Consider the following 23254-nt stretch of genomic DNA (forward strand, 5'->3'; position numbering starts at 1 on the left):
ACAGGCGCACCGTTATGGTGCGCCTGCACCATGATTTGATTTCTGCCGGAGAACACCCCGTGAATGATGTAATTCCTCGCCCGCAGGCGAAAACCCCCAAAGCGCTGACCCCGCTGCTCGAAATCCGTAATTTAACGAAGTCCTTCGATGGCCAGCACGCCGTCGATGATGTCAATCTCACCATTTATAAAGGCGAAATTTTTGCCCTGCTGGGCGCATCCGGCTGCGGCAAGTCAACCCTGCTGCGCATGCTGGCGGGATTCGAACAGCCTACCGCCGGGCAGATTGTCCTGGATGGCGTCGATCTGGCGCGGGTGCCGCCGTATCAGCGGCCGATTAACATGATGTTTCAGTCCTATGCGCTCTTTCCCCATATGACGGTGGAGCAGAACATCGCCTTTGGCCTCAAGCAGGACAAATTGCCTAAGGCTGAAATCACCAGTCGGGTGCAGGAGATGCTGGCGCTGGTGCATATGCAGGAGTTCGCAAAGCGTAAACCGCATCAGCTCTCCGGCGGTCAGCGTCAACGCGTGGCGCTGGCCCGCAGCCTGGCGAAAAGACCGAAACTGCTGCTGCTTGACGAGCCGATGGGCGCGCTGGATAAGAAGCTGCGCGACAGGATGCAGCTGGAAGTGGTCGATATTCTTGAGCGCGTCGGCGTCACCTGCGTGATGGTGACCCACGATCAGGAAGAGGCGATGACCATGGCGGGGCGTATCGCCATTATGAACCGCGGCAAGTTCGTACAGATCGGCGAGCCGGAGGAAATTTACGAGCACCCAACTACCCGCTACAGCGCGGAGTTTATCGGCTCGGTTAACGTCTTTGAAGGGCTGGTAAAAGAGCGCCAGGAAGATGGCCTGGTGCTGGATTCCCCGGGCCTGACGCATCCGCTGAAGGTCGATCCCGATGCCTCCGTCGTCGATAACGTCCCGGTGTGGGTGGCTCTGCGCCCGGAAAAAATTATGCTCTGCGAGGACCCACCGGCGGATGGCTATAACTTCGCGGTAGGTGAGGTTATCTATATTGCCTATCTCGGTGACCTGTCTATCTACCATGTGCGCCTGAAAAGCGGGCAGATGCTCAGCGCTCAGCTGCAGAACGAGCACCGTTACCGCAAAGGTGCGCCAACCTGGGGCGATGAAGTCCGTTTATGCTGGGACGCCGATAGCTGCGTCGTGCTGACGGTGTGAGGAGAGGGCAATGAGTACATTAGAACCCCCGTCAGGCGTAAACAAACCGGGCGGTTTCGCGCTGTGGCTGGCGCGGCTGCAGATGGCCCACGGGCGCAAGCTGGTGATTGCGCTGCCTTACATATGGCTGATCCTGCTGTGCCTGCTGCCATTTCTGATCGTCTTTAAAATCAGCCTGGCGGAGATGGCGCGGGCGATCCCGCCCTACACCGAGCTGCTGGAGTGGGCCGACGGCCAGCTAACGTTAACGCTGAATCTCGGTAATTTCCTGCAGCTTACCGACGATCCTCTCTATTTTGAGGCGTATCTGCAGTCGCTCCAGGTGGCAGGGATCTCGACGTTCTGCTGTCTGCTGCTGGGTTATCCGCTGGCGTGGGCGGTGGCGCACAGTAAGCCATCGACCCGGAATATCCTGCTGCTGCTGGTCATTCTGCCGTCATGGACGTCGTTTCTGATCCGCGTCTATGCCTGGATGGGGCTGCTGAAAAGCAACGGCGTGCTGAACAACTTCCTGCTGTGGCTGGGGGTTATCGACCAGCCTCTGGAGATCCTGCACACCAACCTGGCGGTCTATATCGGTATTGTTTACGCCTATCTGCCGTTTATGGTGCTACCGATTTATACCGCCCTCACGCGCATCGATTACTCGCTGGTTGAGGCGTCGCTGGATCTGGGTGCCCGGCCGCTGAAGACCTTCTTCCAGGTGATCGTCCCGCTCACCAAAGGCGGCATTATTGCCGGGTCGATGCTGGTGTTTATTCCGGCGGTAGGGGAGTTCGTTATCCCGGAACTGCTGGGCGGCCCGGACAGTATTATGATTGGCCGCGTGCTGTGGCAGGAGTTCTTTAACAACCGCGACTGGCCGGTGGCCTCGGCGGTAGCGATCGTGATGCTGCTGTTGCTGATCGTACCGATCATGTGGTTCCACAAGCATCAGCAAAAACAGGTGGGGGAACACGGATGAATAATTTACCGGTAGTCCGTTCGCCGTGGCGAATCGTCATTTTGCTGCTTGGCTTTACCTTTCTGTATGCGCCGATGCTGATGCTGGTAATTTACTCGTTCAACAGCTCAAAGCTGGTGACGGTATGGGCCGGGTGGTCGACGCGCTGGTATCGCGAGCTGTTTCATGACGATGCGATGATGAGCGCGGTAGGCTTAAGCCTGACCATTGCCGCCTGCGCCGCGACGGCGGCGGCGATCCTCGGTACCATTGCCGCAGTGGTGATGGTGCGTTTTGGCCGCTTCCGCGGTTCAAACGGCTTTGCTTTTATGATCACCGCGCCGCTGGTGATGCCCGATGTGATTACCGGCCTGTCGCTGCTGCTGCTGTTTGTCGCGCTGGGGCATTCAATTGGCTGGCCGTCGGATCGCGGCATGCTGACCATCTGGCTGGCGCACGTGACCTTCTGTACCGCGTACGTCGCGGTGGTCATTTCATCGCGCCTGCGTGAGCTGGACCACTCTATTGAAGAGGCGGCGATGGATCTGGGCGCCGCGCCGCTGAAGGTCTTTTTCGTCATTACGCTGCCGATGATTATGCCGGCGGTGGTCTCCGGTTGGCTGCTGGCCTTTACGTTGTCGCTCGACGACCTGGTTATTGCCAGCTTTGTTTCCGGGCCGGGGGCGACGACGCTGCCGATGCTGGTCTTCTCCAGCGTGCGCATGGGGGTTAACCCGGAGATTAATGCCCTGGCAACGTTAATCCTCGGCGTGGTCGGCATTGTTGGTTTTATCGCCTGGTATTTGATGGCCCGCGCGGAAAAGCAGCGGGTGCGCGATATCCAGCGTGCAAGAAGCGGCTGAACCACCTAAAATCTGCAATAGAGTTAACATCGGCGCCGCATTTGTGGCGCCGTTTTCATGGAAGACTTTACGTTGGGATTGTTTACTAAAACGCGTTCGTCTCATGCTCGTCTTAACGTTCCTGCGCTGGTGCAGGTGGCGGCCTTCGCCATTATTTTAATCCGCGGCCTGGATTTGCTGATGATCCTCAACCAGCTTGGCGTTCAGGGAATCGCGGATTTTGTCCATCGCAGCGTGCAGACGTGGGCGCTCACCCTGGTGTTTCTCTCAAGTCTGGTGCTGGTATTTATTGAAATCTGGTGCGCGTTTTCGCTGGTAAAAGGGCGCAACTGGGCGCGTTGGCTGTTCTTGTTGACGCAGATTATTGTGATTGGCTACCTGTGGGCCGCTTCTTTGGGCTACGGTTATCCTGAGCTGTTTAGTATTGCCGGGGAATCGAAGCGCGAAATCTTTCGCTCCCTGGTGCTGCAAAAACTACCGGATCTGCTGGTGCTGGCGATGCTGTTTGTGCCGGCCCCGTGCCGACGCTTTTTCCGTTTACAGTAACGGTGATACAATCCCCGCCCCTGTTTTTTTGAAGGTCTTGTTATGCACTGCGCACTCTATGACGCGGGCCGCTGTCGCTCCTGCCAGTGGCTGGAACTGCCGGTATCGCAACAGCTCGCCGATAAAATGGCCGATTTGCGCACGCTTCTCGCCGATGCGCCCGTCGCTGACTGGTGCGCGCCGGTTTGCGGCCCGGAAAGCGGGTTTCGCAACAAAGCGAAAATGGTGGTCAGCGGTAGCGTAGAGCGCCCGCTGCTCGGAATGCTGCACCGTGATGGCGCCCCGGAAGACCTCACCGATTGCCCGCTCTATCCGCCAGGCTTCGCCCCCGTCTTCGCTGCGCTCAAGCCGTTTATCGCCCGCGCCGGACTCACGCCCTATAACGTTGCCCGCAGGCGCGGAGAGCTGAAGTACATTCTGCTGACCGAAAGCCGGCTCGACGGCGGGATGATGCTGCGCTTTGTTCTGCGTTCGGAGACCAAGCTGGCCCAGCTGCGCGCCGCGCTGCCGGCGCTCCAGGCGCAGCTGCCGAAGCTGAAAGTGATTACCGCCAATATTCAGCCGGTGCATATGGCCATCATGGAAGGAGAGCGGGAAATTTTCCTCACCGACCAGCAGGTGCTGGCGGAAAACTTTAACGGCGTGCCGCTCTGGATCCGCCCGCAAAGCTTCTTTCAGACCAACCCGGCGGTGGCCAGCCGGCTGTATGCCACCGCTCGCGACTGGGTGCGCCAGCTACCGGTTAATCATATGTGGGATCTCTTTTGCGGCGTTGGCGGCTTTGGTCTGCACTGCGCCACGCCGGAGATGCGCCTGACCGGGATTGAGATCGCCGCTGAGGCCATCGCCTGCGCCAGACAATCGGCGGCGCAGCTCGGCCTGCAGAATCTGCATTTCCAGGCGCTCGATTCTACGCAGTTTGCTACCGGCGAAGGCGAAATTCCCGATCTGGTACTGGTGAATCCGCCGCGTCGCGGTATCGGCGACGGCCTGTGCGCCTATTTAAGCCGTATGGAGCCGGAGTTTATTATCTACTCCAGCTGCAACGCCCGAACGATGGCGAAAGATATCGCTCGCCTGGCCGGTTATCGTATTGAGCGCGTCCAGCTGTTCGATATGTTCCCGCATACCGCCCATTATGAGGTGCTGACCCTGCTGGTTCGCGAAGTATAAACAAAATGTGAACTCTTCAGGCGGCGAAGATCGGGTAAGCTTGGCTAATCAGAACGTAAGAATAGCGGAGTGCTGCCGGTGGCAAAAAAAATTCTGTTGGTTGAAGATGATGAAGATATCGCTGCGCTGCTGCGCCTGAATCTGCTCGATGAGGGATATCAGATTGTTCACGTAGCGGACGGGGCGCAGGCCCTGCGGCAGCTGGAAAAGGATCTCTGGGATGCGGTGATCCTCGACCTGATGCTGCCGGGCGTTGACGGTCTGGAAATTTGTCAGCGTATTCGTCAGCAAACCCGCTATTTGCCGGTGATTATTATCAGCGCCCGCGCCAGCGAAACCCAGCGGGTGCAGGGCCTTGAAATGGGGGCGGATGATTATCTGGCCAAACCCTTTTCGATTCTCGAACTGACCGCCCGGGTCAAAGCGGTGTTTCGTCGCCAGGAGGCGATGGGGCAAAATTTGTTAATGGATGCCGGGCGTATCAATAGCCACGGCTTGAGCATCGATCCTCTATCCCGCGACGTTAAGCTGCGCGGCGAGATGGTGGATCTCACCCCGCGCGAGTTCGATCTTTTATACTATTTTGCTCGTCACCCCGGGGAGGTCTTTTCCCGTCTTGAGCTGCTCGATCGGGTGTGGGGCTATCAGCACGACGGCTATGAGCATACGGTCAATACCCATATCAACCGTCTGCGCACCAAAATTGAGCGCGACCCGGCGGAGCCGGACATCATTTTGACCGTCTGGGGTAAAGGCTATAAATTTGCCGTGGAGCGCAAAGAGGCGCAGCCATGATCCGCCGTCTCAGCCTCAGCCAGCGCCTGGCGCTGGTGTTTACCTCGTTACTGCTGCTTTGTGCGTTAGCCGTTTGCCTGATCCAGCTCTACAGCAGCGCGCAGTACGGCAACGTGATGGTCCAGCGTCTTTCCGCCGGGCTGGCGCAGCAAATCGCCGCTCGCGAGCCGCTGCTGGACGCTCAGGGGCAGGTTGACCGCCGGATGCTGAAACCGCTTTTCGACCGGCTGATGACCTTCAACCCCAGCGTGGAACTGTATCTGCTTTCGCCCGACGGCGAGCTGCTGGCCGACGCCGCGCCGCCCGGTCATATCAAACGCCAGCGCATCGATCTGGCGCCGGTGCAAACGTTCCTTTCCGGCGGCGCGTGGCCGGTATACGGCGATGATCCGCGCAGCCTTGATAAACAAAAAGTATTTAGCGTGGCGCCGCTGCGCCAGGACGGTCAGCTGCGCGGCTATCTGTATATCATTCTGCAGGGCGAAACCTTTAATGAACTGGCGGCAAGCGCCTGGCTGAAAACACTGTCCAGCCTGCTGCTGTGGACTCTGCTGCTGGTGGCCGCTCTCGGCCTGCTGGCGGGACTGCTCGCCTGGCGGTGGGTCACGCGCCCGGTGCGTCAGCTCACCGCGCTGGTGGCTACGAATGAGCAGGACAGCATCCATGCGATTAAGGCGCTGGCGGCGCAAACCCCGGAGGCGAATCCGGGAAACGAAGTCGCCGTACTGCATAACCGCTTTATTGAACTGGCCCGCCAGATTGCCGGGCAGTGGGATCGTCTGGCCGATAGCGACCGTCAGCGGCGGGAGTTCGTTGCCAATATCTCCCATGATTTACGCACGCCGCTCACCTCCTTGCTGGGATATCTGGAAACGTTAAGCCTGAAGGCCGATCGCCTGACGATGGAAGAGAACAAGCAGTATTTGAATATCGCGCTGCGCCAGGGCAATAAAGTGCGCCATCTTTCTCAGCAGCTGTTTGAGCTGGCCCGCCTGGAGCACGGTGGGATTAAGCCGCAGCCGGAAACGTTCGTGCTGGCCGAGCTGGTGCAGGATGTGGCGCAAAAATTCGATCTGCCCGTCGCGACGCGCAATATCGGTTTGCAGCTGGAGCTGGCTGCCGGATTACCGCCGGTCACCGCCGATCTCTCAATGATTGAACGGGTGTTGACCAATTTGCTCGATAACGCCATTCGTCATACGCCGGAGGGGGGGGTTATTCGCCTGGCGGCTCGGCGGGCAGGGCCAGAGATTATCGTCGAGGTGGCCGATAGCGGGCCGGGCATCGCCGGCGAGCTGCGGGCAACCTTGTTTGAACGACCTTCGGTGCTGGAACCTGGCGCGCAAAGCGCATCGAGAGGAGGGTTGGGATTAATGATTGTCCGGCGGATGCTGCAGCTGCACGGCGGCGATATTCGCCTGCTTGAAGCGCCGGCAGGAGCCTGTTTCCAGTTTACCCTGCCGGTTTAAGGTGGCGGATTGGTTGCTCGGGATATAGGTTTAGCGCTGTCTGCTCAACGGTAGCCCGGAGAAGGCGTTTACGCCGCAACCCGGGGAATGCGCCGGGATGGAGACTTTGGCGCGGCTTCTTCCCGGGCTGCGCTGCGCTAGCCCGGGCTACGGGGCCACGGCTGTCTGCGGGCCGGTAGCCCGGACAGGCGCGTCAAGCGCCGCCTCCGGGAGGGTTTACTCCGGGAACCACTGCTTGCTGATTTTCTCGTAGGTGCCGTCGGCTTTAATCGCCTTCAGCGCGGCGTTCAGTTTTTCCAGCAGCGCTTTGTTATCCGGGCGTACCGCAATGCCGAGGCCGGTACCGAAGTACTGTGCGTCGGTGACCTTCGGCGTTGCCGCGCCCAGCTGCGGGTTGGTTTTCAGCCACTCGTTGACCACGGCGGTATCGCCAAACACCCCATCAATACGGCCATTTTTCAGGTCGATGAACGCATTCTGGTAGCTATCGTAAGCCACGGTTTTCACTTCCGGATGTTTATCCTGGAGGTATTTCTGGTGCGTGGTGCCGTTTTCCATCCCGATGCGCTTGCCTTTCAGATCGGCGAAAGAGTGGAAAGCATCTTTCTTCGAGATAACCAGCGCGGAGTTAGCGTAGTACGGGTCGGTAAACGCCACCTGCTTGCTACGCTCCGGGGTAATGTCCATGCCGGAGATGACCGCATCATATTTCTTGAATTTGAGCGCCGGGATCAGGCTGTCGAAGGCATGGTTGGTAAAAGTACACTCGGCCTGCATCTGTTTGCACAGCGCGTTGGCCAGGTCGATGTCGAAACCGGCGATTTGGTTATTGGCGTCCATCGATTCAAACGGTGGGTAAGTTGCAGAAACGCCAAAGCTGATTTTTTCTGCGGCAGCGGCGCCAAAGGCGAAAGAACTAAGCAGTGCGGCCAGAACTAACTTTTTCATCGTGGAACTCCCGTCGGTCAATCTTATGTTGTTGTGCCGTGTCTGCGGCTGGCAGTAACAATGCCACTAAATGAATTTATATTCAATAAATATGGATATTTATTTTGGTTGGAATAAAAAAAGACGGGTAATTCAGTGAACTACCCGTCTTGATTTGGCTGGATATGCGTTTTTAATTGCGTCGCTCAAAGGCCAGCGCTTTATGTTCCACCAGACGCATCAGTAGCGTCAGCAGGCCATTGACCACCAGATAAACGATGCCTGCGGCGCCGAACACCATTACATCATAGGTGCGTCCATAGAGCAGCTGGCTGTGGCCCATCACTTCCATCAGGGTAATGGTGTAGGCCAGGGACGTGCTCTTGAACACCAGCACCACTTCATTGGAGTAGGAGGAGAGGGCGCGTTTAAAAGCGTACGGCAGCAGGATCGCCAGCGTATCCTTCTTACTCATCCCCAGCGCGCCGCAGGATTGCCACTGGCCGTCCGGAATGGCGCGGATTGCGCCATAGAACAGCTGGGTGGTATAAGCGGCGCTGTTAAGAGAAAGGGCAATCAGCGCGCAGAGCCAGGGCTCGGAAATCAGATGCCAGAGCAGCGGATACTCCTGCAGCGACGGAAACTGGCCCGGGCCGTAGTAAATCAGGAAGATCTGCACCAGCAGCGGCGTGCCGGTAAACAGCGTGATATAGCCGCGCACGACCCACACCAGCCCCGGGGTTTTTAACGTCAGGATGATGGTGAAGATTAGCGACAAAATCAGCGCCACGACGATCGAGGCCGCGGTCAGCGTCAGGCTGGTATGCAGCCCTTTTAGCAGTTCGGGTAAGTAATCAAGCATCAGCCTGGTCTCCGTTCGAAGCGCGTCGCTCGCTGATCAATACGTTTCAGAATGTACTGACTCAACAGGGTGATGACCAGATAGATTGCTGCCGCGATGATATACCAGTTAAACGGCTCCTGGGTTCGGGTAGCGATACTTTTGGTTTGCAGCATCAGATCGTTGACGCTAATGAGGCTCACCAGTGCGGTATCCTTCAGCAGCACCAGCCACTGGTTGCCGAGGCCCGGCAGCGCGTGGCGCCACATCTGCGGCATCACCAGGCGGAAGAAAATAGCGGCTTTTGATAATCCCAGCGCCTGACCGGATTCCCATTGCCCCTGCGGAACGGCTTTAAGCGCCCCGCGCAGCGTTTGCGATGCGTAAGCGGCATACAGCAGAGAAAGCGCGATAGCCCCACACAGGAACGGGCTGACGTCAAAATTTTCAATCTGCATCTGTACCGGGATCTGCACAATGCCGAGATTAATAGTAAAGCCGTCAGAAAGGGTCAGCAGCAGCTGAGAGGAACCAAAATAGATAAACAGAACTACCAGGATTTCCGGTAGTCCGCGCAAAAGGGTGACAATGCCGGTTGCGAGCCAGGCGACCGGACGCAGCTTCACCGACTCGAGGACGGCAAACAGCATCGCCAGCACCAGACCGATGATCAGGGCGCAAACGGCAAGGCCGACGGTCATCCCGGCGGCGCTTGCTAATGGAAAAAATTCGTTCATTCAGCGTTACTTCTGGAACCATTTGTTATAGATAGACTGGTAAGTCCCATCGCTCTTCACTTTTTCCAGCGCAGCGTTAAATTTCTGCTGCAGCTCGGTATTGCCCTGGCGCAGCGCAATGCCGAGACCGGTGCCGAAGTAGTCTTTATCGGTAACTTTGTCGCCGACTGCTCCCAGCTTCGGATTGCTCTTCAGCCATTCTGTCACCACTGCGGTATCGCCAAACACGGCGTCAATACGGCCGTTCTGCAGGTCCAGCTTCGCATTCTGGTAGCTGTCGTAAGGAACGGTAGTGATTTCCGGATGTTTGTCGGTGATGAATTTCTGGTGAGTGGTGCCGTTCTGCACGCCGACTTTTTTGCCTTTCAGCTGATCGATGCTGGTGAATTTACCCTGCTGGCCGACAAACAGCGCAGAGTTTTCATAGTACGGGGTCGTGAACAGCACCTGCTTTTCACGCTCAGGGGTGATATCCATCCCGGCCATTACCGCGTCGAAACGGCGGAACTTCAGGCTGGGAATCAGGCTGTCGAAAGCCTGATTGGTAAAGGTGCAGGTCGCATCAATCTCTTTACACAGCGCGTTCGCCAGATCGACGTCAAAGCCGACAATTTTGTTATTAGCGTCGATCGATTCAAACGGAGGGTAAGAGGCCTCGGTGGCGAAACGAATGGTCTGGGCAGCGGTAGCGGAGAGGCTCATGCCCGCAAGAAGAGCGGCAATCAGTACTTTTTTCATCGTCATTTCCCCGAAAACATCAATGTGAAAGATAGTTTTTAAACGCGTCGGTCTGCGGATGCGCGAAGCAGCCGGCATCACCTTGTTCAACGATATGGCCGTTTTCCATATACACCACGCGGCTTGCCGTTTTACGCGCCACTTCCACTTCGTGGGTGACGATGACCTGCGTAATGCCGGTTTCAGCCAGTTCGCGGATAATACTGACGATCTGGGCGGTGATTTCTGGATCGAGCGCCGCCGTAGGTTCATCAAACAGCAGAACCTGCGGTTCCATCATCAGGGCGCGGGCAATGGCGACACGCTGCTGCTGGCCGCCGGAAAGATGCAGCGGGTAGCGATCGCTATAGGGTTTCAGGCGCAGACGTTCGAGCAGCTTTTCTGCGCGCGCTAAAGCCTGATCTTTGCTTAAACCGAGCACGCGGCAAGGCGCTTCAATCAGGTTTTGCTGCACGGTCAGATGCGGCCACAGATTGTACTGTTGGAACACCATACCGACGTTCTGGCGCAGCTCGCGGATAGCTTTGTCAGAAGGCGCTTTGGTAAAGTCGAAATGGTTCCCGGCGATGTTCAGCGTGCCGGAACGCGGCATCTCCAGCAGGTTAAGAACGCGCAGCAGCGAGCTTTTTCCGGCACCGCTTGGGCCGAGCAGCACCAGCGTTTCCCCCTGCGGGCAATCCAGCGTGATGTCGAACAGCGCCTGGTGCGCGCCGTAGAAGCAATTAATGCCGTTTAATTTAATGCTCATCTGGGCAGTCTGATACAAATAGCAATTGAGGCCGCAAATAGTACCTTTGGCAGAATAGTTATGCAATATTTATGCGTTAAAAGTTAAATGTAAACCACGTTTACATTTAAAGTTAGCACAAAATATGGCTTCGTGGAGGCGGGGGGAGTAAATGTCGGCAATACCAGAGTAATTACCGACATTTTACCGGGTTATACCCGTCATACTTCAGGCCGCAGAAGCGTTGGCTTTGTTACCCGGCTCAGCCATGAGCCTCGCCTCTACCGGCCCCCGGTCTGCGCCTTGAAGGAGACCGGGGATTCTTTGCCAGGTGCCAGCGGCCGGTTAGCGTTTTTCCAGACTTTGACGCAGGGTGCCTGCCGGCGCATGGCCGTTATTGCCGAGGTAGCGGACGTCATCTACCGCCCAGCACTGGCCTTCCTGAATCATCAGCACTTCATCCTTCCAGCTTTGGGTGCCCTGTTTTAGCTCCACGCGCAGCGGAATGTTGCGCGCATCGCGGTTGGGGATCGTGGAGGCGCTGGCGACCTCGGCGCTGTCGGCCGGGGTACTGCTGCTGGAGAACAGATTAGACTGCAGCAGGGCGTTGTTCGACGGATCCTGACGCGCGTCGTTCAGCAGTTTTGCCAGACCGTCGCTCAGGTACGGACGCAGCGCGGTTAAATCGCTATTGCGATTCTGCAGCTGGTAGTCATAAAACTTCTGCGCCACGTCATCCGGGCCGCCTTCGATGCAGGGGCCGCTACGGGTGCCGTTATCTTTGTAGGCAGGCGTGACGGTAGTACAGGCGCTGAGCGCCAGCGCGCAGGGGAGGACGAGTGCAAGAACTTTGTAGCGCATGATGATTTCCTTATGAGCTCACTACGTTAGAATATCTTTTCAAGCATAGTGTATCAGATAGGGATTGTGCTTGACCCTTAGAGCTAACGCATTGAACGCTAAAGAAGGAGTTTCATCATGCAATTTTCCACTACTCCGACCCTTGAAGGTCAGCCCATCATTGAATACTGCGGCGTCGTCACCGGGGAAGCGATTCTCGGCGCCAACGTATTCCGCGATTTTTTCGCCAGCATTCGCGATATCGTCGGCGGTCGTTCCGGCGCCTATGAAAAAGAGCTGCGCAAGGCCCGCGAAATTGCGTTTGAAGAGCTGAGCGAGCAGGCGAAGGCGCTGGGCGCCAATGCGGTGGTCGGGATTGATATTGACTACGAAACCGTGGGAAAAGACAGCAGTATGCTGATGGTCAGCGTCAGCGGCACCGCGGTGAAGACCCGCCGATGAAACGATGCCGGGCAGGCGTACTGCTGGCGCTGCTGCTGGCGGGCTGCGCCAGCGAAAAAGGTATTATCGATCGCGATGGCTATCAGCTGGATACGCGCCATCCGGCGCAGGCCGCTTATCCGCGCATCAAAGTGCTGGTGATCCACTATACCGCCGATGATTTCGACGTTTCCTTAGCGACGCTGACGGATAATCAGGTGAGCTCTCACTATCTGATCCCGGAGAAACCGCCGCTGCACGGAGGCAAACCGCGGATCTGGCAGCTGGTGCCGGAAGAGGATCTGGCCTGGCATGCGGGGGTCAGCTTCTGGCGCGGCAGCACGCGCATTAACGATACCTCGATTGGCATTGAGCTGGAGAATCGCGGCTGGCAAAAAACGGCGGGGGTGAAAAGCTTTACGCCGTTTAATCCGGCGCAGATTGACGCCCTGATCCCGTTGGCGAAGGACATCATCGCTCGCTATCAGATCCTGCCGCAGAACGTAGTCGCGCATGCCGACATTGCCCCGCAGCGCAAAGACGATCCGGGGCCGCTGTTCCCGTGGCACAGGCTGGCGGAGCAGGGGGTTGGCGCATGGCCGGATGCCCGGCGCGTGGCGTTTTATCTGCAGGGGCGTCCGTCATACGAGCCGGTAGACACTGCCGAGCTGCTGGACGTCCTGGCGCGCTACGGCTATCAGGTGACGCCGGAAATGACCCCAGCGCAGCAAAAGCGGGTGATTATGGCTTTCCAGATGCACTTCCGCCCCGCGCGCTGGGACGGCGTTGCCGATGCGCAAACGCTGGCGATTGCTGAAGCGCTGCTGGAAAAGTACGGGCGCGGTTAATAGTGCAGCTTGCCGTGGTCCTTCAACCACGCGGCGGTGCGGATAATCCCTTCATCCATGTTCACCACCGGCTGATAGCCCAGCTCCTGCTGAGCGCGAGAGATATCAAGGGTAAAATCGAAGTTCAGCTTGGAGACACCGTAGTGGGTAAAGGCGGGCTCTTTAGCTGACTTATTGCCAAAGCGCTCCATGCTGCGGGCGATAATATCCAGCATAGGATAGGGAACCGATCGGATGCGGCACTTAATCCCCAGCTCATCGATGAGTTTCAACACGATGCTGTGCAAGGTTTGCGGTTCGCCGTTAGTGATGTTGTACGCCCGGGCCGAGGGCAGAAGGTCGCACTGTGGCTGGCTGGCGAGCCACATCGCGTGCACCGCGTTTTCATAATAGGTCATGTCCACCAGCGCGCTGCCGCCGCGCGGTAACAGAACGCTGCCATAGTGCTGCATCATCTGCGCCAGACGCGGAATAAACACTTTATCATGCGGGCCAAACAGGCTTTGCGGACGCAGGATCGTGAAGCGGGTATTCGGGTTGGCTTGCGCCAGAAGATGGATCACGTCTTCGCTTGCCGCCTTGCTGCGGGCGAATTCGTTGGCGAAACGCTGCGGACGAAAATCTTCCTGAACATCGCGATGATGGTGGTAATCAAAATAGAGCGACGGTGAGGAGATATGTACGAAGTTGCGTACGCCCCAGGCAACCGCCCATTCGCCGAGGCGACGGGTTGCGCGGACGTTGGCTAAATCGAAAGCCTGCTGAGTGCCCCAGGGTGAAGTAAAGCTGGAACAGTGCCACAGGGTATCGATACCGGCGAGCATCACTTTGGCCTGCGAAGAGACCAGCTCGGTTAAGTCCGCAGGGACGAACTCTGCGCCCATTTTGCTCAGAAGCTTGCCCATCGCTTCGTTGCGCCCGGTCGCTCTGACGCTAATGCCCCTGTTACGCAGATATTCCACCGCGTTGCGGCCTAATCCGCTGGTCGCACCGGTAACCAGTACCTTCATATCGATCCACTGTTTAACAAAAGAATTTCGTGCGCATTTTTCCGTGATTCTGACTACGATGCAATGAGAATCATGAAAGAATTCTGTACCTATACTCTATTTGATGGTGATTTGCTCCGCCAGGTGCGCGATGCGTCGGGCCATACCGCGAAAAATAAACAGATGCGCCGGGATCATCAGCAACCAGTAGCAGAGCCCCGGCATACCGTGCGGGTGCCACCAGGCGCGGACGTCCAGTTCGCGATGGTCGCCTTTATCGCACAGGGTAAAGCTCAGGCGGCCCAGGCCGGGCGCTTTCATGCCGAATAACAGCGTCAACTGCTTTTCCGGCTCGACGATAATCACCTTCCAACTGTCCACCGCATCGCCGGTCTGCAGATATTCATTTTCCGGGCGACCTTTTGCCAGCCGGTGACCGACCAGTAGATCCATCGCGCCGCGAGTTTTCCACAGAGCGTTGCCGAAGAAATAGCCCTCTTTGCCGCCAATTTGGTTGACCACCTTCCACAGCGCAGCAAGGCTGGCGGAAGTGTTAACGGTGCAGCCCGCCTGTTTCGGGTAGTAACCGTACTCTGGGCGCCAGCGGGCAAAGGCCTGCGCATCGTAGCCCCAGTCGCTGGAGTTCACCAGCTGCTCCTCTTCCTTTAGCGTGCGGCGCACCGCTTCATCAAAAGCGATGAGAGGTTGCGGGATGAGCGCCCGCAGGGCGCGGTCGTCGGCGATCAGATCGTGCTTTAGCCCCTGAATTAGCGCCCTGGCCGTGGTTGACGGCACTGAAGTAATGATGTTGAGAAACCACACCGAAATCCAACGGGTCGGAAAAGGAATGGGGATCAACGGCCGACGTTTGCCGCTGACTGCCATAAAGCGGATAAACTGCTGCTGATAGCTCAAAATTTCCGGCCCGGCGGCTTCAAAAATGCGATGCTCTGCCGCAGGATGGTTCAGCAGCTGCAGCAGATAATAGAGTAAGTTTTCCAGCGCAATCGGCGTGGTGCGCGAGCGCACCCAGCGCGGCGGCGTCAGTACCGGCAGGTTGTAAACCATATCACGCATCACTTCGAATGCGGCGGAACCGGCGCCGACGATAATGCCGGCGCGAACTTCCGCTACCGGTATGCCCGATTCGCGCAGCAGATCGCCGGTGATCTGGCGGGCGCGCAGATGATCGGATTGCTCCTCTTCTGCAACCTGTAACGAACTGAGAAAAATGACTTCGTTCACCGGCGTTTTGCGCAGCGCGTCGCGGACGTTAAGGGCGACCTGCCGCTCGTGGCGGATAAAGTCGCCGCCTTCGCCCATCCCGTGTACCAGATAATAAACGGTGTCAACCTGCGCCAGCAGGGCGGGTAGCGCGTCAGGCTGGTTTAAATCGAGCGAGTAGCACTCGACGCCGGGGAGATGCTGCTTCTTGAGTCTGTCGATCTGGCGCGCCGCCGCCAGCACGGTGAAGCCCTGCTCGCTGAGCCTTGTCACCAGATGCTGGCCGATATAACCGCTGGCGCCAAGCACCAGAATTCGCTGCGACACGCCGGTCTCCTTAACGATTTAAAAATGTCTGCCAGTGGCTAACCACCTCGGCAAGCTGCTGACGGTTCACGTCAATATGCGTCACCAGGCGCACGATGGGCGAGGCGTTGATCAGCACTCCGCGTTCGCGCAGATACTCGCCCAGGGCGGCGGCGCGCGCTTCACCGACGCGAACAAAAAGCATATTGGTGTCATGACGCATTACTTCCGCGCCGGCGGCGCGCAGCTGTTCTGCCATCCATGCGGCGTTATCATGATCCTCTTTTAAACGCTCGACGTTGTTCTGCAAAGCATACAGGCCCGCCGCGGCCAGAATCCCGGCCTGACGCATCCCGCCGCCGACCATTTTCCGCCAGCGGATGGCGCGGCGAATATACGCTTCGCTCCCCACCAGCAGCGAGCCTACCGGCGCGCCGAGACCTTTAGACAGACAGATGGTGAAAGAGTCGCAGTAGCGGGTGATCTCACGCAGCGCGCAGCCGTATTCCACGACGGCGTTAAAGATACGCGCCCCGTCGACGTGCAGCCCCAGGCCGCGCTGACGCGTAAACTCCCAGGCATCTTTAAGATATTCACGCGGCAGCACTTTGCCGTTGTGGGTGTTTTCCAGCGACAGTAGCCGGGTAGGGGCGAAATGGATATCGTCCGGTTTGATTTTGGCTGCGACTTTATCGAGCGGCAGGGAACCGTCAGCTGCGGCGTCGATAGGCTGCGGCTGGATACTGCCGAGCACCGCCGCGCCGCCGGCTTCGTAGAGATAATTATGCGCGCCCTGGCCGACAATATACTCTTCGCCGCGCTGGCAGTGGCTGAGCAGAGCGACCAGGTTGGCCTGAGTGCCGGTCGGCAAGAAGATCGCGGCCTCTTTGCCCGCCAGGTCGGCGGCAAAGCGCTGGAGTTCGTTAACGGTCGGGTCATCGCCATACACGTCATCCCCGACCGGGGCGGCCATCATCGCTTCCCGCATGGCGCGGCCCGGGCGGGTGACGGTATCACTGCGTAAATCTATCATGACATATCCTTATACACTTCATCCTTCGCGCTGCCTCTGCGTTGGCTGCACCCTCAAACCCCGGTCACATCGTTATTTCTGCTTCCGGGGATTTTCGGGCTTGCCGCCTTGATGCGACACGAATGTTTTTGCGTATGAATTGAAAAGGATATTTTTACCTTAGCCAGTTAGTTTTCGCCAGTTCGATAACCTCATCGCCGCGGCCGCTAATAATCGCGCGCAGCATGTAAAGGCTGAAACCTTTGGCCTGCTCCAGTTTGATCTGCGGCGGCATCGCCAGTTCTTCACTGGCGACCACCACATCCACCAGGACCGGGCCGTCGGTACTGAAGGCGGTTTGCAACGCCTGGTCTACGTCAGCCGCTTTTTCGACACGGATGCCCTTAATGCCGCAGGCCTCGGCGATGCGGGCAAAGTTGGTCGCATGCAGCTCGGTGCCGTCTGTCAGATAGCCGCCGGCCTTCATCTCCATCGCGACAAAGCCCAGGACGCTGTTATTGAAGATAACGATCTTGACCGGCAGCTTCATTTGCGCCAGCGAGAGAAAATCCCCCATCAGCATACTAAAGCCGCCGTCGCCGCACATTGCCACGACCTGACAGTCGGGGGCGGTGGCCTTCGCGCCGATGGCCTGCGGCATGGCGTTAGCCATCGAACCGTGGTTGAACGATCCGATCAGGCGGCGCTTGCCGTTCATCTGTAAATAGCGCGCAGCCCACACGGTTGGCGTTCCGACGTCACAGGTAAAAATGGCGTCGTCGTCGGCAAAGTGGCTGATCCGCTGCGCCAGATACTGCGGATGAAGGGTTTTATCGCTTGGCTTCGCCAGGTCATCGAGCCCCTTGCGCGCGTCGCGATAGTGTTCCAGGGCTTTGTCGAGGAACTTGCGGTCGGTTTTCTCTTCCAGATGCGGCAGCAGCGCGCTGAGGGTGGATTTGATATCGCCGATCAGCGCCATGTCCACTTTACTGTGCGCGCCGATACTGCCGGGGTTGATATCGATCTGAATAATTTTTGCGTCCGTCGGGTAGAAGGCGCGATAGGGGAACTGGGTGCCGAGCAGCACCAGGGTGTCAGCGTTCATCATGGTATGGAAACCGGAGGAGAAGCCTATCAGCCCGGTCATCCCAACATCATAAGGGTTATCGTATTCAACGTGCTCTTTGCCGCGCAGCGCGTGAACGATAGGCGCTTTCAGCTTCGCGGCGAACTCTACCAGCTCTTTATGCGCTCCGGCGCAGCCGCTGCCGCACATCAGCGCGATATTGCTCGAATAGCGCAGCAGCTGGGCCAGTTTTTTCAGTTCTTCTTCTGCCGGCGTCACCTGCGGCAGCGGGGCGTGGTACCAGTGGCTGCTGGCGCTTTCCGGCGCGGGTTTTAGCGCAACGTCGCCGGGGAGCACCACTACCGAGACGCCGCGGTTAATCACCGCTTTGCGCATAGCGATGGCCAGCACCTGCGGGATCTGCTCCGGCGAGGAGACCAGTTCGCAGTAGTGGCTGCATTCGCGAAACAGCTCCTGCGGATGCGTTTCCTGAAAGTAACCGCTGCCGATTTCGCTGGAAGGAATATGGGCGGCGATGGCCAGCACCGGAACATGGTTGCGGTGGCAGTCGAAAAGACCGTTAATCAGATGCAGGTTGCCCGGCCCGCAGGAACCGGCGCACACCGCCAGTTCGCCGGTAAGCTGCGCTTCCGCTCCGGCGGCGAAGGCGGCAACTTCTTCATGGCGCGTGGGCATCCAGTCGATGGTCCCCATGCGGTTCAGGCTGTCGCTTAAGCCATTAAGAGAATCCCCGGTCACGCCCCAAATACGTTTAACGCCAGCCTGTTCTAGAGTTTTGGCAATGTATGCCGCCACGGTCTGTTTCATGGTTTTCCATCTCCTTAAGTGATAACGCATACAAGCTTAGATGAAAATGACCATTACGCCCGCCGTTGGCCCCTCATTTTCAGCTGCTTTTATTCGTCGGATATTGCGCATACGCTGTGTTCACCTTCGGTGGTAAACAGGAATCATTTCAAATGGTTAAATCTCTGTTAAATGGTGTTAATAAACTGCTGTCGCATGATGATTTTGGCAAACTTTTGTTACGACTTGCCGTTGGCGGCCTGATGCTGTTTCACGGATTACACAAGCTATTCGATGGCGTGGGGGGCATCAGCAGCATGCTGGTCGCGAAAGGTCTGCCGGGCTTTATCGCTTATGGGGTTTTAGCTGGAGAAGTGGTTGCGCCATGTCTGCTGATTGTGGGGATCCTGACGCGCCCTGCGGCGCTGGTGCTGGCATTCACGATGGTTGTGGCCTGGCTGATGGTCGGGACGGGTAAAACCTTCGCGCTGGATGCGGTAGGCGCGTGGGCGATTGAGAGTCTGGTCTATTTCTTTGTTGGCGCGCTGGCGATTGCCTTCCTCGGGGCAGGGCGCTATTCCATTGGCGGAAACTCGGCCTGGCGGTAAGTGCACCAGTGTTTTCTGCCTCACCCTGGCCACATCTTGTTTGCCGGGGTGTCGCCGCTCGTTTTTCAGACCCTTTTCTGGGGCGTTATTTTAAGATATTGATTTTTTAATATTTTTATTCTTGCCTAAAAAAGGGTAAAAGGGCCTTTTATTGATTATTGCATGATAAAACAATGAGGCAGGTGCGCCGGGCTAGTGTTCACTGCCGTACAGGCAGCTTAGAAATTTGCCAGCGTCTTCAATAGTTGCACAGCATTGTTCACTGCCGTACAGGCAGCTTAGAAACATCATGGCATCCCAGGCGCCGCTGGCAGCATGTTCACTGCCGTACAGGCAGCTTAGAAAGGATGACCGATCGCATCGGCATTTTTGAATTGGTTCACTGCCGTTCCGGCAGTTCAGTAAGAGCCATGCTACCCGACGATTACCGCGTAGCATGGCCAGCAACAACATTAAGCCAGTACCAAATCTCCCTGCGGCTGGCAGGAGCAGGCCAGCACGTAGCCTTCAGCGATTTCCGCATCGGTTAACGTCATGGTGCTGCTGACGGTATATTCACCGGAAACTACTTTCGTTTTGCAGCAGCCGCAAACGCCCGCGCGGCAGGCGACGGTAACCGGCACCTTATTGCTTTCCAGCGCTTCGAGCAGCGTGGTGCCGACCGGGGCATAAAACGTTTTCGCCGGCTGCAGTTTGGTGAACTTCAGACCGCTGGTGGCCGCGACGGCGACTGGCGTAAAGAACTGCTCTTTAAAGAAGCGCGTCGCGCCCAGCGCTTTCACTTCCTGCTCGACCAGATCCATATACGGCGCCGGACCGCAGGTCATCACGGTGCGCGATGCCAGATCCGGCACGCTTTGCAGTAGTTCAGTCGTTAAACGTCCTGCCACGAAACCGTGGGTAGCGTTATTTTCTGCCACCAGCGTCACCGGATACTGACGCCACTCCTCAGCGAAAATCACATCCTGCGGCGAACGAACGTTAAAAATCACCTGCACATCAGCCTGCGGGCGATATTTTGCCAGCCAGCGGCGCATCGACATGATCGGCGTGACGCCGCAGCCTGCGGCCAGCATCAGGAACTTATCGTCCGCTTTATCATCGCAGGTGAAATCCCCCATCGCGTCGGACAGCCAGATATAGTCGCCGCGCTTTACGTCGCGGGTGAGCCACTGTGAGCCCGCGCCATCGTCAATACGGCGAACGGTCAACGTAATATATTCGCTGACGCCCGGCGTGGACGAAATAGTGTAAGCGCGCAGGGTCTCTGCCGAATTACGCACGCTCACCAGCGCGTACTGCCCGGCACGGTACGGATAATAGTCATGGCAGAGCAATGAAATGGTCCACACATCCGGCGTTTCCTGATGGATGTGATGCACCTGCATCCGCCACGGGCATTGTGAGGTTGGCATGGTCATGGATAGCTCCTTACGCGCTCAGCAGTTGCTTCATGTCTTCTTCTACGGTGGTCACAGAGCGCAGACCGAATTTCTCATTGAGCACGGCCAGCAGATCCGGGGTGAAGAAGCCTGGCGCGGTCGGGCCGGTTACGATGTTTTTCACGCCTAGTGAGAGCAGGGTCAGCAGAATGACAATCGCTTTCTGCTCGAACCAGGAAAGCACCAGCGATAGCGGCAGATCATTGACGCCGCAGCCCAGTTTTTCCGCCAGGGTCACCGCCAGGATAATCGCCGAGTAAGCGTCGTTGCACTGACCGGCATCGACCAGACGCGGCAGGCCTTCAATATCGCCGAAATCGAGTTTATTGAAGCGGTATTTACCGCAGGCCAGGGTCAGGATCAGGCAGTCGTCCGGTACGCTGGTGGCAAAATCGGTGAAGTAATTACGCTCGCCCCGCGCGCCGTCGCAGCCGCCAACCAGGAAGATGTGGCGCAGTTTTTCCCGGCTCACCAGATCGATAAGGGTATCAGCAGCGCCCAGAAGGGTCTGACGGCCGAAACCTACGGTGATGAGATGCGGGATCTCGCTGTACGGGAAGCCTGCCATCTGCTGCGCCTGGGCGATAACCGGGGCGAAATCTTCGCCTTCCAGATGGTTCACGCCCGGCCAGCCAACGATGCTACGGGTCCAGATACGATCGTCATAGGCGCCGACGGTTGGGTCGATGATGCAGTTAGAGGTCATGACGATCGGCCCCGGGAAACGGGCGAACTCCACCTGCTGGTTCTGCCAGCCGCTGCCGTAGTTCCCAATCAGGTGTTTGAATTTACGCAGCTCCGGATAGCCGTGCGCCGGCAGCATTTCCCCGTGGGTGTAGACGTTAACGCCGGTGCCTTCGGTCTGCTCCAGCAGGTTATAGAGATCTTTCAGGTCATGGCCGGAGATCAGGATGCACTTGCCCTCGGTCGCTTTAACGTTGACCTGGGTTGGGGTCGGATGACCGTATTTGGTGGTCTCACCGGCGTCCAGAATGCTCATGACTTTGAAGTTCATCTGGCCGATTTCCATTGAGCGCTCCAGCAGAGCGTTCATATCGTCAGGCCAGGTACCCAGCCATGCCATGATTTTATGGTACTGGGCGTAGATGTCGTTGTCGTACTGGCCCAGAACGTGCGCGTGCTCCATATAGGCCGCAGCGCCTTTAAGGCCGTACAGGCACAGCAGGCGCAGGCCGAGAATGTTCTCGCCGATGGCCGCTTTGTCTTTGTTCGGAGTAAATTCTGCCGCCTGACGCTGCAGGTCGCCCAGATCGTCGCTGGCCAGTTGCAGAGCGGCCATCGGATTGTTAACCGTCGCGTGGGCATCAATGTTCAGGCACTGAGCTTTAAGCGCTTCACGCATGGCGATAGCCTGGCGCGCATAGCCAACGATACGCGGGGAGTCGAAGTTAACGTTAGTCAGCGTAGAGAAAAAAGCGCGCGGCGCAAAGCTATCGACGTCGTGGTCGATGATGCCATATTCACGAGCTTTAAGCGCCCAGGCGGAGAGGCCCTGCAGAGAGGCAATCAGCAGATCCTGCAGATCGGACGTTTCGGCCGTTTTCCCGCACATACCCTGCGCGTAAGAGCAGCCGTTTCCTGCCGGAGTACGGATGGTTTGTTCACATTGCACACAAAACATGGTCACACCTTTTAAAGTTATATTTAATATACATGTTTAAGGTTATGCCCGAGCGCGTGAGGAGAAAAGGTATTTCTGATACAACTTACAGGGAGATTGATTTAGCGCAAAATTGGCGGTAGAGGGCTACCGCCTGAGAGGTATTAAGCGGAGAAAAAGGCCATCAGGATGGGCACCAGCAGGCTGAGAATGAAGCCATGAACAATAGCTGCCGGCACGATCTCCACGCCGCCTGAGCGCTGCAGTACCGGCAGCGTAAAATCCATCGATGTTGCGCCGCACAGGCCTAGCGCCGTTGAACGGCTGCGGCGTACCAGCCCCGGGATCAGCATAATCGCCAGCAGCTCTCGTGCCAGATCGTTAAAGAAGGCGGCGCTACCAATCACCGGGCCATAGGATTCTGTTAACAGGATGCCGGAAAGCGAATACCAGCCAAAGCCGGAGGCCATGGCCAGGCCGGTTTTTAGCGGCAGGTCGAGAATAAAGGCATTAATGATTCCGCCCAGCAGTGAGCTCACCATCACCACCACCGCAACCATCATTCCGCGGCGATTCAGAACAATTTGCCGCAGGGTCATGCCATTATTACGCAGCTGAATACCGATCAGGAACAGCAGGAAAATCAGCGTATATTCACTGGCCTCGGTGGCGTGTTGTAAAAAAGGCAGGCCGCTCAGGCCAATAAGAAAACCAATAAGGACTACGCCGCATAGCTGAAGGGATTCCAGCGCCATTGCCAGACGCGAGGGTAATTTTTCCTGGCGATGATGATTTTGCCAGGGCATTTTCTGCTCAAGCCACATCAGAGCCGCAATATTACACAGCAGGATAATGACGACGCTGACCGCTGCGTAATGAAGTATCGACAACAGGTTGCTGGCCAGATTATCGAGGAACGCCAGGCTAATTCCCATAAAAAAGAGAATAACGTAAACGATCCAGCTCAGAAGTCGTGCGATAAGTTTAAGGGCTGACGGCCGATGGAGAGGAATAAGGTAGCCTGCGATTAACGGCAGCAGAATAATTAATAGTCCCGAAAACATGAACGACGTGGTCCTTGCAGAGTGAAAATAGCGT

At 57.3% G+C, this 23254-nt stretch carries 23 protein-coding genes; 10 read left to right on the plus strand and 13 right to left on the minus strand.

Annotated elements, in window-relative coordinates; translation table 11 throughout:
• Nucleotides 1–59 precede the first annotated feature (59 nt).
• The 7 genes from potG (at nucleotide 60) to K2184_RS11970 (ending at nucleotide 6982) form a co-directional block, all read left to right on the plus strand.
• Nucleotides 60–1193 (plus strand): putrescine ABC transporter ATP-binding subunit PotG, encoded by a 1134-nt coding sequence (gene potG, locus K2184_RS11940; RefSeq protein WP_004134592.1) that lies wholly within the window; start codon nucleotides 60–62, stop codon nucleotides 1191–1193.
• Between the two features lie 10 nt (nucleotides 1194–1203).
• Nucleotides 1204–2157, plus strand: coding sequence for a putrescine ABC transporter permease PotH (potH, locus tag K2184_RS11945; protein WP_163525153.1), 954 nt, complete (start codon nucleotides 1204–1206; stop codon nucleotides 2155–2157).
• Nucleotides 2154–2999, plus strand: a complete 846-nt coding sequence (gene potI, locus K2184_RS11950) for a putrescine ABC transporter permease PotI (RefSeq protein WP_004100585.1) — start codon at nucleotides 2154–2156, stop codon at nucleotides 2997–2999. The genes potH and potI overlap by 4 nt, the downstream gene beginning before the upstream one ends.
• 57 nt (nucleotides 3000–3056) lie before the next feature.
• The gene (locus K2184_RS11955; RefSeq protein WP_004100588.1) at nucleotides 3057–3545 is read left to right on the plus strand and encodes a YbjO family protein; all 489 of its coding nucleotides are present in this window, start codon (nucleotides 3057–3059) and stop codon (nucleotides 3543–3545) included.
• A gap of 42 nt (nucleotides 3546–3587) precedes the next feature.
• Entirely contained in the window at nucleotides 3588–4718 is a 1131-nt protein-coding gene (gene rlmC / locus K2184_RS11960; protein ID WP_163525151.1) for a 23S rRNA (uracil(747)-C(5))-methyltransferase RlmC, read from the plus strand.
• A gap of 78 nt (nucleotides 4719–4796) precedes the next feature.
• Nucleotides 4797–5513: a response regulator transcription factor gene (locus K2184_RS11965; RefSeq protein WP_163525150.1), complete on the plus strand. Its 717-nt coding sequence runs from the start codon at nucleotides 4797–4799 to the stop codon at nucleotides 5511–5513.
• Nucleotides 5510–6982: a sensor histidine kinase gene (locus K2184_RS11970; RefSeq protein WP_004100593.1), complete on the plus strand. Its 1473-nt coding sequence runs from the start codon at nucleotides 5510–5512 to the stop codon at nucleotides 6980–6982. The genes K2184_RS11965 and K2184_RS11970 overlap by 4 nt, the downstream gene beginning before the upstream one ends.
• Nucleotides 6983–7198: 216 nt before the next feature.
• Here the strand turns inward: K2184_RS11970 and artJ are convergent, their stop codons facing one another.
• The 6 genes from artJ to K2184_RS12000 all read right to left on the minus strand — a co-directional run bounded on the left by artJ (nucleotide 7199) and on the right by K2184_RS12000 (nucleotide 11813).
• The gene (gene artJ, locus K2184_RS11975) at nucleotides 7199–7930 is read right to left on the minus strand and encodes an arginine ABC transporter substrate-binding protein ArtJ (protein WP_004100595.1); all 732 of its coding nucleotides are present in this window, start codon (nucleotides 7928–7930) and stop codon (nucleotides 7199–7201) included.
• A gap of 172 nt (nucleotides 7931–8102) precedes the next feature.
• Complete coding sequence (gene artM, locus K2184_RS11980) at nucleotides 8103–8771, minus strand: arginine ABC transporter permease ArtM (protein WP_004100597.1); 669 nt, start codon at nucleotides 8769–8771, stop codon at nucleotides 8103–8105.
• A complete protein-coding gene (gene artQ, locus K2184_RS11985; RefSeq protein WP_004100599.1) occupies nucleotides 8771–9487 on the minus strand; it encodes an arginine ABC transporter permease ArtQ in 717 nt (238 codons plus the stop codon). Before artQ ends, artM begins: the two co-directional genes overlap by 1 nt.
• A gap of 6 nt (nucleotides 9488–9493) precedes the next feature.
• The gene (gene artI, locus K2184_RS11990; RefSeq protein WP_004111833.1) at nucleotides 9494–10225 is read right to left on the minus strand and encodes an arginine ABC transporter substrate-binding protein ArtI; all 732 of its coding nucleotides are present in this window, start codon (nucleotides 10223–10225) and stop codon (nucleotides 9494–9496) included.
• Between the two features lie 19 nt (nucleotides 10226–10244).
• Complete coding sequence (gene artP, locus K2184_RS11995) at nucleotides 10245–10973, minus strand: arginine ABC transporter ATP-binding protein ArtP (RefSeq protein WP_004100602.1); 729 nt, start codon at nucleotides 10971–10973, stop codon at nucleotides 10245–10247.
• 324 nt (nucleotides 10974–11297) lie between these two features.
• Nucleotides 11298–11813 (minus strand): lipoprotein, encoded by a 516-nt coding sequence (locus K2184_RS12000; protein ID WP_004100604.1) that lies wholly within the window; start codon nucleotides 11811–11813, stop codon nucleotides 11298–11300.
• Between the two features lie 117 nt (nucleotides 11814–11930).
• Between K2184_RS12000 and K2184_RS12005 the strand changes: the two genes are divergently transcribed.
• Together K2184_RS12005 and K2184_RS12010 are read left to right on the plus strand one after the other, a co-directional pair.
• Nucleotides 11931–12254 carry a heavy metal-binding domain-containing protein gene (locus K2184_RS12005; RefSeq protein WP_004100606.1) on the plus strand — a complete coding sequence of 108 codons (324 nt, stop codon included), beginning with the start codon at nucleotides 11931–11933 and terminating at the stop codon, nucleotides 12252–12254.
• Nucleotides 12251–13081: an N-acetylmuramoyl-L-alanine amidase gene (locus K2184_RS12010; protein WP_016808078.1), complete on the plus strand. Its 831-nt coding sequence runs from the start codon at nucleotides 12251–12253 to the stop codon at nucleotides 13079–13081. The genes K2184_RS12005 and K2184_RS12010 overlap by 4 nt, the downstream gene beginning before the upstream one ends.
• Here the strand turns inward: K2184_RS12010 and K2184_RS12015 are convergent.
• The 4 genes from K2184_RS12015 to poxB all read right to left on the minus strand — a co-directional run bounded on the left by K2184_RS12015 (nucleotide 13078) and on the right by poxB (nucleotide 18506).
• The gene (locus tag K2184_RS12015; protein WP_004100611.1) at nucleotides 13078–14091 is read right to left on the minus strand and encodes an NAD-dependent epimerase/dehydratase family protein; all 1014 of its coding nucleotides are present in this window, start codon (nucleotides 14089–14091) and stop codon (nucleotides 13078–13080) included. The genes K2184_RS12010 and K2184_RS12015 overlap by 4 nt on opposite strands.
• A 96-nt stretch (nucleotides 14092–14187) precedes the next feature.
• On the minus strand, nucleotides 14188–15621 hold the full coding sequence (locus K2184_RS12020; protein WP_115239794.1) for a DUF2867 domain-containing protein: 1434 nt from the start codon (nucleotides 15619–15621) through the stop codon (nucleotides 14188–14190).
• A 10-nt stretch (nucleotides 15622–15631) separates the two neighbouring features.
• Nucleotides 15632–16633, minus strand: a complete 1002-nt coding sequence (ltaE, locus tag K2184_RS12025) for a low-specificity L-threonine aldolase (protein WP_004111844.1) — start codon at nucleotides 16631–16633, stop codon at nucleotides 15632–15634.
• 154 nt (nucleotides 16634–16787) lie between these two features.
• Entirely contained in the window at nucleotides 16788–18506 is a 1719-nt protein-coding gene (poxB, locus tag K2184_RS12030; protein ID WP_163525148.1) for a ubiquinone-dependent pyruvate dehydrogenase, read from the minus strand.
• A 152-nt stretch (nucleotides 18507–18658) separates the two neighbouring features.
• Here poxB and K2184_RS12035 point away from each other — a divergent pair, with 152 nt between their 5' ends.
• Entirely contained in the window at nucleotides 18659–19093 is a 435-nt protein-coding gene (locus K2184_RS12035; RefSeq protein WP_004100617.1) for a DoxX family protein, read from the plus strand.
• A gap of 452 nt (nucleotides 19094–19545) precedes the next feature.
• Here the strand turns inward: K2184_RS12035 and hcr are convergent, their stop codons facing one another.
• From hcr to K2184_RS12050, 3 genes are all read right to left on the minus strand, one after another.
• Nucleotides 19546–20514 carry an NADH oxidoreductase gene (gene hcr, locus K2184_RS12040; RefSeq protein WP_016808077.1) on the minus strand — a complete coding sequence of 323 codons (969 nt, stop codon included), beginning with the start codon at nucleotides 20512–20514 and terminating at the stop codon, nucleotides 19546–19548.
• A gap of 10 nt (nucleotides 20515–20524) precedes the next feature.
• Complete coding sequence (gene hcp, locus K2184_RS12045) at nucleotides 20525–22177, minus strand: hydroxylamine reductase (RefSeq protein WP_049593362.1); 1653 nt, start codon at nucleotides 22175–22177, stop codon at nucleotides 20525–20527.
• A gap of 143 nt (nucleotides 22178–22320) precedes the next feature.
• On the minus strand, nucleotides 22321–23220 hold the full coding sequence (locus K2184_RS12050) for a lysine exporter LysO family protein (protein ID WP_004100620.1): 900 nt from the start codon (nucleotides 23218–23220) through the stop codon (nucleotides 22321–22323).
• Between the last annotated feature and the right edge of the window lie 34 nt (nucleotides 23221–23254).

Origin of the sequence: Klebsiella sp. K5-306, from assembly GCF_051835185.1 — a bacterium.
Classification (GTDB): domain Bacteria; phylum Pseudomonadota; class Gammaproteobacteria; order Enterobacterales; family Enterobacteriaceae; genus Klebsiella; species Klebsiella oxytoca.